The organism is Burkholderia metallica (assembly GCF_902832845.1).
Lineage (GTDB): Bacteria > Pseudomonadota > Gammaproteobacteria > Burkholderiales > Burkholderiaceae > Burkholderia > Burkholderia metallica.
The window spans coordinates 62466-76290 of record NZ_CADFDB010000010.1 but is presented as its reverse complement, the minus strand read 5'-3'; the positions used below and the strand labels follow the sequence as shown (position 1 = coordinate 76290).

General features: G+C 69.5%; 11 protein-coding genes. All 11 read right to left on the bottom strand.

Annotated features, from left to right (window positions below; translation table 11 throughout):
* Positions 1-164: 164 nt before the first annotated feature.
* The 11 genes from HWX08_RS25320 to HWX08_RS25270 all read right to left on the bottom strand — a co-directional run bounded on the left by HWX08_RS25320 (position 165) and on the right by HWX08_RS25270 (position 13739).
* Positions 165-2066, bottom strand: a complete 1902-nt coding sequence (locus tag HWX08_RS25320; RefSeq protein WP_174921003.1) for a feruloyl-CoA synthase — start codon at positions 2064-2066, stop codon at positions 165-167.
* Positions 2063-3511 (bottom strand): aldehyde dehydrogenase, encoded by a 1449-nt coding sequence (locus HWX08_RS25315; protein ID WP_174921004.1) that lies wholly within the window; start codon positions 3509-3511, stop codon positions 2063-2065. Before HWX08_RS25315 ends, HWX08_RS25320 begins: the two co-directional genes overlap by 4 nt.
* Positions 3512-3547: 36 nt before the next feature.
* Positions 3548-4378 (bottom strand): p-hydroxycinnamoyl CoA hydratase/lyase, encoded by an 831-nt coding sequence (locus HWX08_RS25310; RefSeq protein WP_069261003.1) that lies wholly within the window; start codon positions 4376-4378, stop codon positions 3548-3550.
* Between the two features lie 219 nt (positions 4379-4597).
* The gene (locus tag HWX08_RS25305; RefSeq protein ID WP_174921005.1) at positions 4598-5137 is read right to left on the bottom strand and encodes a MarR family winged helix-turn-helix transcriptional regulator; all 540 of its coding nucleotides are present in this window, start codon (positions 5135-5137) and stop codon (positions 4598-4600) included.
* 171 nt (positions 5138-5308) lie between these two features.
* Positions 5309-6208 (bottom strand): SMP-30/gluconolactonase/LRE family protein, encoded by a 900-nt coding sequence (locus HWX08_RS25300; RefSeq protein ID WP_174921006.1) that lies wholly within the window; start codon positions 6206-6208, stop codon positions 5309-5311.
* Between the two features lie 50 nt (positions 6209-6258).
* Positions 6259-7278 (bottom strand): L-arabinose ABC transporter permease AraH, encoded by a 1020-nt coding sequence (gene araH / locus HWX08_RS25295; RefSeq protein ID WP_069261006.1) that lies wholly within the window; start codon positions 7276-7278, stop codon positions 6259-6261.
* Positions 7279-7310: 32 nt separating this feature from the next.
* A complete protein-coding gene (gene araG / locus HWX08_RS25290; protein ID WP_174921007.1) occupies positions 7311-8873 on the bottom strand; it encodes an L-arabinose ABC transporter ATP-binding protein AraG in 1563 nt (520 codons plus the stop codon).
* A gap of 21 nt (positions 8874-8894) precedes the next feature.
* The gene (locus HWX08_RS25285; RefSeq protein WP_069261008.1) at positions 8895-9899 is read right to left on the bottom strand and encodes an arabinose ABC transporter substrate-binding protein; all 1005 of its coding nucleotides are present in this window, start codon (positions 9897-9899) and stop codon (positions 8895-8897) included.
* Positions 9900-9979: 80 nt separating this feature from the next.
* Positions 9980-10909, bottom strand: coding sequence for a Gfo/Idh/MocA family protein (locus HWX08_RS25280; protein WP_069261009.1), 930 nt, complete (start codon positions 10907-10909; stop codon positions 9980-9982).
* Positions 10910-10945: 36 nt separating this feature from the next.
* Positions 10946-11875: a dihydrodipicolinate synthase family protein gene (locus tag HWX08_RS25275; RefSeq protein ID WP_174921008.1), complete on the bottom strand. Its 930-nt coding sequence runs from the start codon at positions 11873-11875 to the stop codon at positions 10946-10948.
* Positions 11876-11987: 112 nt separating this feature from the next.
* Positions 11988-13739 (bottom strand): IlvD/Edd family dehydratase, encoded by a 1752-nt coding sequence (locus HWX08_RS25270; RefSeq protein WP_174921009.1) that lies wholly within the window; start codon positions 13737-13739, stop codon positions 11988-11990.
* Positions 13740-13825 lie beyond the last annotated feature (86 nt).

Genomic DNA, 13825 nt, shown 5'->3' with positions numbered 1-13825 from the left:
TCTTGTAGTCGGTCGGCCTTGCAACGACCGCCGCGCGCCGCCGCCGGTCAGTAGCGGACGAGCGCGCGAGCAGTCTCATGAACGGCCGCCGTTATCAGGCAGCCTGATTCATTGGCCGCAAAAATGCCGGCCGGTCGCATGGCCGGCCGGTCGTTATGCGTGCGTTACGCGTAAATCACGTCGGGATCGCGCCGCGCCGGGTCGTACATCGCGTCGATCGTCGCCGCGCGATGCCGCTGCACGGCCGCCTGGTTCAGCGAACCCTTGTCGGTCACTTCGCCGAGGTCGAGCGACGGCGGCGTGTCGATCAGCCGGATGCGCGCGACGAACGTTGAACCGCCGCTCGCGTGGCGGTTCAGCGCGGCAAGCCAGCCCGCGAACGCCGCGCGCACGGCCGGCGCGCGCAGCACGTCGGTCACCGACGCATCGGCGGCAAGCCCCGCCAACGCGCGGCACGCGTCGATGCGCGGAAACACCAGCAGCCCGATGTCGTCGCGATTGATCCCGGTGACGACCACGTCCTGCACGTACGGTGCGCCGCTCGACACCGCGTTCGCGCGCAACGGCCCGACGCTGACGAACGTGCCGCTGCTCAGCTTGAAATCCTCGGTCAGCCGCCCGTCGAACAGCAGCCCGAGCTCCGGCCGCTCCGGGTCGGCAAAGACGCCCGCGTCGCCGCTGCGGTAATACCCTTCGTCGTCGAACACGTCGCGCGGATCGACGTCCGCGTGCCAGTAGCCGCGCATCACGTTCGGCCCCTTGAAGCGCAGTTCGTGCTTGCCGCCGCACGGCACGAGCTTCGCGTCGCAGCCGGGCGCGGGCAGCCCGATATAGCCGGCGCGCATCAGCGGCCCGGTCGTGAACAGGCACGACGGCGACGCCTCCGTCATCCCGAGGCCGGCCATGATCCGGATACGCTCGCCGCAATGCGCTTCGGTCACGCGGTCGAGCCGGTCCCACGCGGCTTGCGACAGCCCCGCGCCGCCGAAGAAATACAGCTTCACGCGCGAGAAGAACGTGTCGCGCAGCACGGCATCGCGTTCGAGCGCGGCCGTCAGTTCTTCCCAGCCTTTCGGTACGTTGAAGTAGATCGTCGGCGCGATCTCGCGCAGGTTGCGCACGGTTTCGTCGAAGCGGCCGGGCATCGGACGGCCATCGTCGATATACAGCGTGCCGCCGTTGTACAGCGCGATGCCGAGGTTGTGACTGCCGCCGAACGTGTGATTCCACGGCAGCCAGTCGACCAGCACCGGCGGTTCGCGCGTGAGCTCCGGCATCGTCTGGCGCAGCATCTGCTGGTTGCTGCACAGCATCCGGTGCGTGGTCGGCACGGCCTTCGGCTGCTTCGTCGAGCCGGACGTGAACAGGATCTTCGCGAGATGATCGGGGCCGACCGCCGCGTGGATCGCGTCGATCGTGCGCGGGACGGTGGCGAGCAGACGCGACAGCGGCACCGCGCGGCCGTCGGCATCAGCATCGGCATCGCTTGCGACGATCAACGCCGCGTCGGCCGGCAGCGTCGCGTCGAGCGCACGCGCAAACGGCGCGCGTTCGGCGACGAACACGGCACCCGGCCGCAGCACGCCGAGCGTGTGACGCAGCTTGCCGTAGTCGGTCGACACGAGCGAATACGCGGGCGAGATCGGCGAGTACGGCACGCCGGCCAGCATCGCCGCGAACATCAGTTGCAGATGCTCGAGATCGTTGCCGGACAGCACCGCGAGCGGACGCTCGGCCGACAGCCCGAGATCGACGAGACCCTGGCCGAGCGCGCGCGCGCGTTCGAGCATCTGCGCGTACGTGATCTCGATCCAGCGGCCGTCGGCGCCGCGCCGCGCGGCCAGCACGCGATCGGGATGCGCTTGCGCCCCGCGCACGAGGCAGTCGGTCACGCGCGTCGGGTAGTCGCCGAGCGGTTCGCGCGAGCGCAGGTACCACGCGCCGTTTTCCGCGCGACGAATCTCGGCCGCGCCTACGGCGACGGCCGCCGCGCGATAGCGCACGCCGCCCGTGTCGTTCGCCGGCCCGCCTGTGAGCGTCGCATCGTTCATCGTCGGTTCGCTCATATCGGGTAGTGCCGCGGCGTGGTCTGCACGGTGATCCAGCGCAGCTCGGTGAATTCGGCGATCGACGCACGGCTGCCGAAGCGGCCGTAGCCGCTCGCCTTCGTGCCGCCGAACGGCATCTGCGCTTCGTCGTGCACGGTCGGCCCGTTGATGTGGCAGATCCCCGATTCGATCCGGCGCGCGACCGCCATCGCCCGCGCAATGTCGCGGCTGAACACGCTCGCCGACAGCCCGAACTCGCTGTCGTTCGCGAGCGCGACCGCTTCGTCGTCGCTGTCCGCGCGCAGGATCGCGACGACCGGCGCGAACGATTCCTCGCGATACAGCCGCATGTCGCGCGTTACGCCATCGACGATCGCCGGCTGCATCGTCGCGCCTTCGACGCGACAGCCGAGCGGCAGTTGCGCGCCATGCGCACGCGCGTCCTCGACGAGCGACGCCGCGCGCGCGGCTGCCGCCGCATCGACCATCGTGCCGAGCGGATGGCCGGCCAGCGGATCGCCCGCGACCAGCGTGCGCGCCTTCGCGGCGACGCGTTCGACGAGCGCATCGGCAATCGGCCGCGCGGCGATCACGCGCTCGGTCGACATGCAGATCTGCCCCTGGTTGAAGAACGCGCCGAACGCGATCGCGTCGACGGCAGCGTCGAGATCGGCATCGTCCAGCACGAGCACGGGCGCCTTGCCGCCGAGTTCGAGCAGCACCGGTTTCAGGTGAGCCGCCGCGTGGCGCGCGATGATGCGCCCGACGTGCGTCGACCCGGTGAAGTTGATGCGCTTCACGTGCGGATGGGCGATCAGCCGCTCGACGAGTGCGGGCGCGTCGGCCGCCGCGTGCGTGATCACGTTGACCACGCCCGCGCCGAGCCCCGCTTCGTCCAGCACCGCGCCGATCAGCGCATGCACGCCGGGGCACGCCTCGGACGCCTTCAGCACGACCGTGTTGCCGCACGCGAGCGGCATGGCCAGCGCACGCGTGCCGAGGATCACCGGCGCGTTCCACGGCGCGATGCCGAGCACGACGCCACACGGCACGCGCATCGCGAGCGCGAGATTGCCGGGCACGTCGGACGGGATCACGTCGCCGGCGATCTGCGTCGTCATCGATGCGGCCTCGCGCAGCATGTTCGCCGCGAGCGTCACGTTGAAGCCGATCCAGCCGGGCGTCGCGCCGGTTTCGGCCACGCCGGCCGCGATGAACGCCTCGATGCGCGCGTCCATCAGGTCGGCCGCCTTCAGCAGCAGCCGGCGGCGCTCGGTCGGCGCGAGCGCCGACCATGCGGGAAACGCGCGGTGCGCGGCGTCGATCGCCGCGTCGGCGTCGTCGGGGCCGGCGGCCGGCGCGCGCGACGCGAGCGCGCCGGTCGCCGGGTTGAGCCGGTCGAAGGTGCGCCCGTCGCGGGCCGCGCACCACTCGCCGGCGATCAGCATCCGTCTGTCGGTCATGTTGTCTCCTGCCATGCGATATCTCGTCCGGTTGCGTCAGCGCTTGTAGGCTTGCAGGCCCGGCTTGATCGTCTTGTCGTCGAGGAACTGCTTCAGCCCCTGCTCGCGGCCCCGCTCCGGATCGCGCAGTTGCGCCTGGTCGAGCTTTGCGTACAGGTAATCCTCGCACTGCTCCCACGTGAGTTCGCGCGAGCGCTTGAAGCCGTGCTTCGCCGCGCGCAGCACGACCGGGTTCTTGTCCATCAGCCGCGCGGCGAGCGCGATCGTCGCGTCGCGCAGCCCGGCGAGCGGCACGCTGCTGTTCACGAGGCCCATCTCGGCGGCTTCCACGCCGGTGAACGTGTCGCCGGTCATGATGTAGTGCAGCGCGCGGCGGTGCCCGACCGTGTCCGCCATCGCCTTGCTGACGAGGTTGCCCGGCGGGATGCCCCAGTTGATCTCCGACAGCCCGAACACCGCTTCGTCGGCCGCGATCGCGAGATCGCACGCGACGAGCGGCGAGAACCCGCCGCCGAAGCACCAGCCGTTCACCATCGCGATCGTCGGCTTGTTGTACATCCGCAGGCGGCGCCACTGCCATTCCGATGCGTCGCGGCGCACTTTTTCCTGCAGCGCGTCGGAGCCGCCGTCGATCTCGCGGAAGTATTCCTTCAGATCCATGCCGGCCGTCCACGCGGCGCCCGCGCCGGTGAGGACGAGCACCTTCGCCTCGTCGTCGAACTCGACCGCGTCGAGGACCTGCAGCATCTCCTGGTTGAGCGTCGGGCTCATCGCATTGCGCTTGTCCGGGCGGTTCAGCGTGACCCACGCGATGCCGGCCTCCACCTTCAGTTCAACGGTCTGCCAGCGGTTGTCGTACTTGCTCATATCGTTTCCTGTCGTTCGTTCCTGTGCGATTCGGTGCGCAGCATTCCTGCTGCGGACGGCTTCATTTAATATCAGGCTACCTGATATTGCAAGCGGCATGAGCGCCGGTGTAAACCCGGATCGGAAAGCGGCGGAAACAAGGGAATCGGGGAACGGTCAGGCGACCGGCCACGCGAACGCGGGCCGCGCGGGCCCGCGCGATGAAAGGTCCGGAACGGGTCAGCCGCGCAGGTTGCGCGAGAACAGTTCGAGCGCGCGCTGCACGTCCGCGACGGCGTCGGCGGAGATGTCGCCGAGCATGCGCGTCTCGAGCGGGCGCAGGACGGCTTCGCATTCACGCAGCATCGCGGCGCCCTCGTCGGTCAGCGTCAGCAGGATGATGCGGCCGTGCGACGGGTCGGCTTCGCGCGTGACGAAACCGCGGGCGGCCATCACGCTCATCACTTCGTTCGCCGATTGCGGCGTGATCCACGAGCGCTCGGCCAGTTGCGCGTTCGACGACGCGCCGCGCGCCTCGAGCACCGACAGCGCCGTGTATTGCGCGAGCGTGATGCCGAGCGGAGCGAGCGCGTCGGTCATGTGGCGGCGCAGCAGGCGGTCCAGACCGCCGATCACGTAGGTCAGGCGCTGCTGCACGCGCGCCTTCGGCTTTTCGCCTGCGGCGCGGGGCGCGGGCTTCGTGGTGGGCTTCGCGGAGGGCTTCGCCGGGGTCTTCGCGGGTGCCTTCGGACTCGCGGATTTGGTCGGTGCGGAACTCATGGTGCGGGCGGGATGGAATTGCGGGCCATCTTACCAGCACGTCAGGCGGCGAACGGGGGTTCCCGGAACGCAAACGCGCCGCTGCGCGCTCACGCACGCGCGACGGATTGCCGGCCCGGCCGCGACGCCCGCTGCGTCAGCGGCTTCCCATGAACGGCATCCCGTGCGCGATCAGCCACGCGGCTTACCCGCGAACCGCGCGGTCGGCAGCCCCGCGTGCCGCGTCTGCGCGACGAACACGCCGCCCGCATGCGGGTCGCCGGCGAGCGCATCGTCGCTCAACCCCACGCGGGCACTCGTCACGTACAGCCGGCCTTCGCCGTCGAGCGCCGTGCAGCTCGGCTGCGCGGTGGGCACCGCAATGCGTTCCGTCTCGACGCCGTCCGGGCCGTAGCGCACGACCCGCCGTCCACCCCACTGCGCGTTCCACAGCCCGCCGTCGCGATCCATCGTCGAGCCGTCCGGGTCGCCGTCCGCATCGGTCAGCCGTGCGAACGACCGTATGTTGGCGACACCGGCGCGGCTGTAATCGCACACGAAGATTTCGCGCACGAGCGAGTCGCAGAAAGTCATCTTCGCGCCGTCCGGCGAAAACGCGATGCTGTTCGCGATCGCCGCCGGCGGCAACGCGAGCCGCTCCAGCGTGAGGTCGGCATCGAGCCGGTAGAAGCCGCCGACCGCTTGCGGCGGCTCGCTGCCCTCATCCTTCATCCCGAACACGAATGCGCCGAACGGATCGCAGCGCCCGTCGTTCAGCCGCGTCGGCCGCTCGGGCTCGACGTCGACGATCCGCGTGAACGCACCGCTGCGCAGGTCGAAGAACGCAAGATGCGTCGCGAGCCCGACGAGCAGCACGTCCGGATCGCCGGTCAGCGCGAAGCACGCGAGCCGTTCGGGCATCGTCCACGGCGTCAGGTCGGAGCCGTCCGCGCGGCAGCGCCACAGTTGCGCGCCTTCGATGTCCACCCAGTACAGCGCGTGCGTCCTGTCGCACCACGTCGCGCCTTCGCCGAGCGTGTTGCGGCTGTCGGCCAGCAGCGTCGCCGCGGCGGCCGGATGAGTCTGTTGCATGCCGTCTCCCGATATCTGATCTGTCGCGTTCGCGGGCAGCCGCGCGTTCGTCAGATCTTCATCGCGCGCCGCTGGTTGCGACGATACTGGTCGAACAGCACCGCGAGCAACAGAATTCCGCCGCGTATCAGATATTGGTAAAAGGTCGGCACGTTCAGCAGGCTCATCGCGTCCTGGACGGAGCCCATGATCAGCACGCCGACCAGCACGCCGGAGATCGTCGCGACGCCACCCGTCAGCGACACGCCGCCGAGCACGCACGCGGAGATCACGCCGAGTTCGAGGCCGACCGACGTCTTCGGATCGCCGAGGCTCATCCGCGACGCGAGCATCACGCCGGCAAAACCCGTCACGAGCCCCTGCAGCACGAACACGGTGATCTTGATGCGCATCACCGGCAGCCCCGCGAGCAGCGCGGCCTCGCCGTTGCCGCCGACGGCCAGCACGTTCTTGCCGAACACCGTCTTGCGCAGCAGGAAGCCGAACACGACGAAGCCGACGATGTTGCTCCAGATCGGATACGAGATGCCGAGGAACGACCCGCCGCCGAGATCGAAGAAGCGTTCCTCGGAGATCATCACCGCGTCGCCGTTCGACGTGATGAACGCGAGCCCGCGCACGACTTCCATCATCGCGAGCGTGACGATCAGCGAATTGATCCGCCAGCGCGCGATCAGCACGCCGTTGACGAGCCCGACCGCGCCGCCGGCGAGCACGCCGCCCGCGATGCCGAGCACGACGCTGTGCGTCGCGGTGATCAGCGTCGACGCCACCACGCCCGAGAACGCGACGATCGACGCGACCGACAGGTCGACTTCACCGAGCGCGAGCACGAACATCATCGTCACCGCGATCGAACCGATCAGCGTGACCGACAGCAGCAGGCCCTGGATGTTGCGCGACGTGAGGAAGTCCGGCACCGTCAGCGACAGCGTCGCGAACAGCACGAGAAACACCATCACGATGCCGGAGCGGTTGATCAGCTGCCACACGCCGCCGCGCGCGCGTGCGGGCACGGCGGCGGCATCGGGGGACGGGGAAGTGCGTTGGGGTTGCATTGCCTGGCTCATTTCGTTTGCATCCGGTTGATCGTTGCGGGGCGCTAGCGCGGCAGCGCGAGTTTGATCAGCGCGTCGGGCGTCGCGTGCGCCTTCGCGACCTCGCCCGCGATCCGCCCTTCCTTCATCACGATGATCCGGTCCGACACGCCGATCACTTCGGCGAGATCGCTCGACACGAGGATCACCGTTCGGCCCGCTTCCGCGAGTTCGTAGAACAGGTTGTAGATTTCCGCGCGCGCGCCGACGTCGATGCCGCGCGTGGGCTCGTCCATCAGGAACACGTCGATGCGCTCGGCCAGCCAGCGCGCGAGCACGACCTTCTGCTGGTTGCCGCCGGACAGCGCGCCGATCGGCGTGTCGCCGTCGCGGGTCTTGATCGCGAGCCGTTCGATGTAGCGCTGCGCGAGTTCGCGCTCGCGCCGCCCGTCGAGCAGCATGCGCGCCGGGCTGAAATGGCGGCGCGCGCTGATGTTCAGGTTGTCGGCCACCGACGCGATCGCGACGATGCCTTCCTGTTTGCGGTCCTCCGGGCACAGCGCGAGGCCCGCGCGCACCGCGTCGCGCGGGCTGCCGAATGCCACCCGCGTGCCGTTCAGCTCGACGTGCCCCGCGCTCGGGCGCTCGGCGCCGTACAGCAGCTTCATCAGTTCCGAGCGGCCCGCGCCGACGAGCCCGAAGAAGCCGACGATTTCGCCGCGCCGCGCATTGAACGACACGGGCTCGGACAACCCGGGCCCCGCCAGCCCTTTCGCCTCGATCAGCACGTCACCGGGCGTGCGCGGCCGGTAGCCGTACACGTCCTCGATCGAGCGGCCGACCATGCAGCCGATCAGCCGGTCGCGGTCGAGATCGGCGACGGCGTCGAACGTGTCGATGCGACGGCCGTCGCGGAACACGGTCACGCGGTCGCACAATTCGTACACTTCTTCCATCCGGTGCGTGACGTAGATGATCGCGCGGCCTTCCGCGCGCAGCGCGCGGATAATCCGGAACAGCTGCGTGGTCTCGCGCGCCGACAGCGAACTCGTCGGCTCGTCGAACGCGATCACGCGCGCGTCGCGCATCAGCGCCTTGCCGATCTCGATCATCTGGCGCTGGCCGATCGACAGATACTTCACCGGAATGCCCGGATCGATGTGCTCGCCGAGCCGCTCCAGCGCATCGAGCGCGCGCGCGGCGAGCGCGCGTTCGTCGACCACGCCGAGCCGGCTCGGCAGTTGCCCGAGCATCAGGTTTTCCGCGACCGTCAGCTCGGGCACCAGATGCAGCTCCTGGTAGATGATCGCGATGCCGGCCTCGAGCGCCGCGCGCGTCGACGCGAAGCGCTGCACGGTGCCGTTCAGCGTCAGCGTGCCGGCCTGCGGCTGGTTCACGCCGGACAGCACCTTCAGCAGCGTCGATTTGCCCGCGCCGTTCTCGCCCATCAGGCCATGCACTTCGCCCGCGCGCACCGACAGCGACACGGCGTCGAGCGCGCGCACGCCCGGGAACGTCACCGTGATGCCGTCGAGCGCGAGCAGCGGGCCGCCGGGCGGCGCCGCCGCGGCGCCGGCTTGCGCCGCGTGGTCGTTGCCCGGCGCGGCCATCGTCGTCTGCATCGTCATCGCGTTCTCGCCTCGCGCCGCTCAGATGCCGAGTTCGGCGCGCACGGCCTGCCAGTTCGCGCGCGTCATCAGCTTGCCGCTCGTCTGCGTGTCGGCCGGCGGCGTCTTGCCGTTGCGGATCCAGTCGACGAGATTCTGCGTGCTGTCCTTGCCGTGGTTCGTCGAGCTGACCGCGATCGTCCCGTAGAAGCCGGTCGGCTCCTTCTTCTGGAATTCGGCGAACGCTTCGCCCGCGCCGTTGATGCCGACGCCGATCACGTCGGCCGCCGGAATGTGCAGCTGCTCGGTCGCGCGTACCGCGCCGAGCACGGTTTCCTCGTTCAGCGCGTAGACCACCCACTTCTTCACGTTCGGATGGCGCGCGAGCACGGGCGCGGCCGCGCTGAAGCCGCCTTCGTCGTCGGTCGTCTTCTGCGGCGCGTCGAAGATGTTCTCCTTGCGGAAGCCGTTCGCGAGCAGCGCCTGCGTCGCGCCGTCGGTGCGCAGCTTCGCGGTCGGCAGTTCGTAGTTCGTGATCCGCAGCGCGCCGACTTCTTCAGGCTTCCAGCCGCGCCGCTTCATCTCGTCAGCGATCGCCTGCCCGACCTGGTTGCCGATCTTGGTCGCCGACATCCCGAGGTGCGGCACGTTCGGCAGCGGCTTGCCGGTCGAATCGACGAGCTGGTCGTCGACCGTCACGAACTTCATGTTGTAGCGCTTCGCGCGTGCGGCGATCGCCGGGCCGAGGCGCACGTCCGGCGCGCAGATCACGAAGCCCTGCGCGCCCTGCGAGCCGAGGTTGTCGATCGCGGCCAGCACCTTCTCGCCGTCGGGCGTGCCGATCTTCACGACCGAGAAATTCTCCTTCTGGCCGAGCGCGGACGCCGCGTTCTGCTCGTTGATGAACCATGCCTGCTCGGGCATCTTCACCAGGAAGCCGATCTTCAGCGGCGCGTCGGCGCGCGCGGCGCCCTGCATGCCGAGCGGTGCGATGCAAAGCGCGGCCAGCAGCGCGCGCAGGGTGTGTCGGCGAATCGTGCGGTTCATGGGTGTCTCCTTGTATTGGCTTGGGTCTTCAACTTGCGTCGTGCCGGGTCGCGCTCGCGGTGGCGCGCGCCGGCGCGTTTTCAGCGGCCGAACGCGTCGGTCCCGACGCGCCGCCCGAACAGGAACGCGTCGGCGACGAGCCGCAACGGCCGTACGTCGACGTCGCTTTCGCCACGCGCGATCAACGCGTGGAAATGCGCATACAGCGCCGGATACTCGCGTTCGGGCCCGATCTCGACCGGCTCGCCCGCGATCGCCAGTTGCGCGCCGCCGCGGCTGATCGCGAGCACGCCGTCGGCCGTGTCGACCGCGATCTCCCACTGCTCGACGGGGCCGTGCCGCCAGTCGAATTCCGCGCGCACCGGCACGCCATCCGTATCGGCACAATCGAGGTCGGCCGCGATCGGCATCTGCGCGTCGCTCGGCACGTAGAGCGTCGCCTCCCGCAATACCAGTTCGCGCGGCAGGATCCGCGTGACGATCGACAGCGCGTTGATGCCCGGATCGAACACGCCGAGGCCGCCCGGCTCCCAGATCCACTGCTGCCCCGGATGCCAGCGCCGCACGTCCTCCTTCCAGCGCACCTGCACCGCGCGGATCGTGCGGGTCGCGAGCCACGCGCGCGCGGGTTCGACCGCGCTCGCGCAGCGTGAATGCCAGGTCGCGAACAGCGTGAGGCCGCGCTCGCGCGCCAGCGCCTCCAGCGCGGCCACCTCGCCGAGCGTCGCGCCCGGCGGCTTCTCGAGCATCACGTGCTTGCCGGCTTCGAGCGCGGCGCGCGCCTGCGCATAGCGCACCTGCGGCGGCGCGCACAGCGACACGGCGTCGAGTTCGGGCTCGGCGGCCAGCAGCGCGCGCAGGTCCGGATAGTTGCGCACGCCGTTGACTTCCGCGTGCCGGCTCGCGCACGCGGTCAGCGCGAAGCCCGGTTCGGCGGCAATCGCCGGCAGATGCTGGTCGCGCGCGATCTTGCCGATCCCGACGACCCCCAGCGAAATCGGATCACTCATCGTGCCTGTCTCCTTCGCGTAGCATTCGGTGATCGCTCAGTGCGCCCAGCGCAGCACGAGCGGATCGAGCCGGCGCGCGATCGCGAGCAGTTCCGCGCGCGTGTCCGGGTGCAGTTCCGGCATCGGATGCCGCGGCCGCTCGCACGCGATCACGCCGCCTGCGCGCATCAGCGCCTTCGCGGTGAGGATCCCGGACTGGCGGTTCTCGTGGTTGATCAGCGGCAGCCACGCCTGATAGCGCGCGTACGCGTCGTCGTGGCGCCCTTCGCGCCACGCGTCGAGGATCGGGCGGATGCCGTCCGGAAACCCGCCGCCCGTCATCGCGCCGGTCGCGCCCGCATGCAGGTCGGCGAGCAGCGTGATCGCCTCTTCGCCGTCCCACGGCCCCTCGATCGCATCGCCGCCGAGCCGGATCAGCTCGCGCAGCTTGTTCGCCGCGCCCGGCGTCTCGATCTTGAAGTACGCGACCTGTTCGATCTCGCGCGCCATCCGCGCGAGGAACGCGGCAGACAGCGCGGTGCCGCTCGCCGGCGCATCCTGGATCATGATCGGGATCGCGATCGCGTCGGACACCCGCGCATAGAACTCGTAGATCTGCGCTTCCGGCACGCGGAACGTCGCGCCGTGATACGGCGGCATCGCCATCACCATGGCCGCGCCGAGCTGTTGCGCGCGCAGGCTGCGCGCCGCGCACACCTGCGTGCTGTAGTGCGACGTCGTGACGATCACCGGCACGCGGCCCGCGACGTGTTCGAGGATCGTGCGCGTGAGCACGTCGCGTTCGTCGTCGGCGATCGCGAACTGCTCGGAGAAATTCGCGAGGATGCACAGCCCGTCGGAACCCGCGTCGATCATGAAATCGACCGCGCGTTTCTGGCTCGCGAGGTCGAGCTCGCCGGTGTCGGTAAACGTCGTCGGGACGACGGGGAAGATGCCGCGATGGCGCGGCGCGCTGCTCGATGTCATGTTTCGCGTCCTGCTTCGGCCTCGGCGACGGCCGGCCGTCATGCGGTTACGGTTTAGGCGTTGCGCGGGCCGGCAGCCCGCGACCGGCGGCGCGCGTCGCGCCGCGCGCCGCTCAATGCGAATGGCTCGGCACGTCCGCGCCGCGGGTGCCGACCAGGAAGTCGAGGTCGCACCCCTCGTCGGCCTGCAGCACGTGATCGATGTACAGCCGCGCATAGCCGCCCTTGCCGAGCTGGCCGGCCACGCCCGGCGCCGCGGCCGGATCGACGTCCAGCAGGCGGCGCTGCAATTCTTCATCCGTGATGTCGAGATGCAGCGTCCCGGCCTCGCAGTCGAGTTCGATCCAGTCGCCGTTGCGCACGGCCGCGAGCGGGCCGCCGGCAGCCGCTTCCGGCGCGACGTGCAGCACGACCGTGCCGTACGCGGTGCCGCTCATCCGCGCATCCGAAATCCGCACCATGTCCTTCACGCCCTGGCGCAGCAGCTTCGGCGGCAACCCCATGTTGCCGACCTCGGCCATGCCCGGATAGCCGCGCGGCCCGCAGTTCTTCAGCACGAGCACCGAGCTGGCGTCGACGTCGAGCGCTTCGTCGTTGATCGTCGCCTTGTAGTGCTCGAGGTTCTCGAACACGACCGCGCGGCCGCGATGCTTGAGCAGCTCGGGGCTCGCCGCCGACGGCTTCAGCACCGCGCCGCGCGGCGCGAGATTGCCGCGCAGGATGCAGATGCCGCCGTCCGCGATCAGCGGCCGGTCGAGCGGGCGGATCACCTCGTCGTCGTAGTTCGGCGCTTCGCGCACGTTGTCCCACAGCGACTTGCCGTTCACCGTCAGCGCATCCGGATGCGGCAGCAGCCCGCCCTCGCCGAGCCGGCGCAGCACGGCCGGCAGCCCGCCCGCGTAATAGAACTCTTCCATCAGGAAACGCCCCGACGGCATCAGGTCGACGATCGTCGGCGTGTCGCGGCCGATCCGCATCCAGTCTTCCAGTTCGAGCGGCACGCCGATGCGGCCGGCGATCGCCTTCAGATGAATCACAGCGTTCGTCGAGCCGCCGATCGCAGCATTCGTGCGGATCGCGTTCTCGAACGCCGCGCGCGTCAGGACCTTCGACAGCACGAGCCCTTCGAGCGCCATCTCGACGATGCGGATGCCCGACATGTGCGCGAGCACGTAGCGCCGCGAATCGACGGCCGGGATCGCCGCGTTGTGCGGCAGCGCGACGCCGAGCGCCTCGGCCATGCACGCCATCGTCGACGCGGTGCCCATCGTGTTGCAGGTGCCGGCCGAGCGCGACATCCCGGCTTCGGCCGACAGGAAGTGATGCAGGTCGATCTCGCCGGCCTTCAGCGCTTCGTGCAGCTGCCACACGGCCGTGCCGGAGCCGATGTTCTTGCCCTCCAGCTTGCCGTTCAGCATCGGGCCGCCCGACACGACGATCGCCGGCACGTCGCAGCTCGCCGCGCCCATCAGCAGCGCGGGCGTCGTCTTGTCGCAGCCGGCGAGCAGCACGACCGCGTCGATCGGATTGCCGCGGATCGCTTCCTCCACGTCCATCGACGCGAGGTTGCGCGTGAGCATCGCCGACGGCCGCAGGTTCGATTCGCCGTTCGAGAACACCGGGAACTCGACCGGGAAGCCGCCCGCTTCGAAGATCCCGCGCTTCACGTGCTCGGCGAGCTTGCGGAAGTGCGCGTTGCACGGCGTCAGTTCGGACCACGTATTGCAGATGCCGATGATCGGCCGGCCGTCGAATTCGTGATCGGGGATGCCCTGGTTCTTCATCCAGCTCCGGTACATGAAGCCGTTCTTGTCGTTCGTGCCGAACCATTGGGCGGAGCGCAGCCTGGGTTTTGTTGCCGACATCGTCAGTCCTGTGGTGACGGGATACCGGCGCAGTCTAGGCAGAATTTTGATAACTGGCTAATGACGTTTTTGGCGATTACGATATC

Bases quoted from the DNA above. Each gene is read 5' to 3' on its own strand.
- HWX08_RS25320 (WP_174921003.1), bottom strand. From the start codon at position 2,066: ATGAGCGAACCGACGATGAACGATGCGACGCTCACAGGCGGGCCGGCG.
- HWX08_RS25315 (WP_174921004.1), bottom strand. From the start codon at position 3,511: ATGACCGACAGACGGATGCTGATCGCCGGCGAGTGGTGCGCGGCCCGC.
- HWX08_RS25310 (WP_069261003.1), bottom strand. From the start codon at position 4,378: ATGAGCAAGTACGACAACCGCTGGCAGACCGTTGAACTGAAGGTGGAG.
- HWX08_RS25305 (WP_174921005.1), bottom strand. From the start codon at position 5,137: ATGAGTTCCGCACCGACCAAATCCGCGAGTCCGAAGGCACCCGCGAAG.
- HWX08_RS25300 (WP_174921006.1), bottom strand. From the start codon at position 6,208: ATGCAACAGACTCATCCGGCCGCCGCGGCGACGCTGCTGGCCGACAGC.
- araH (WP_069261006.1), bottom strand. From the start codon at position 7,278: ATGAGCCAGGCAATGCAACCCCAACGCACTTCCCCGTCCCCCGATGCC.
- araG (WP_174921007.1), bottom strand. From the start codon at position 8,873: ATGACGATGCAGACGACGATGGCCGCGCCGGGCAACGACCACGCGGCG.
- HWX08_RS25285 (WP_069261008.1), bottom strand. From the start codon at position 9,899: ATGAACCGCACGATTCGCCGACACACCCTGCGCGCGCTGCTGGCCGCG.
- HWX08_RS25280 (WP_069261009.1), bottom strand. From the start codon at position 10,909: ATGAGTGATCCGATTTCGCTGGGGGTCGTCGGGATCGGCAAGATCGCG.
- HWX08_RS25275 (WP_174921008.1), bottom strand. From the start codon at position 11,875: ATGACATCGAGCAGCGCGCCGCGCCATCGCGGCATCTTCCCCGTCGTC.
- HWX08_RS25270 (WP_174921009.1), bottom strand. From the start codon at position 13,739: ATGTCGGCAACAAAACCCAGGCTGCGCTCCGCCCAATGGTTCGGCACG.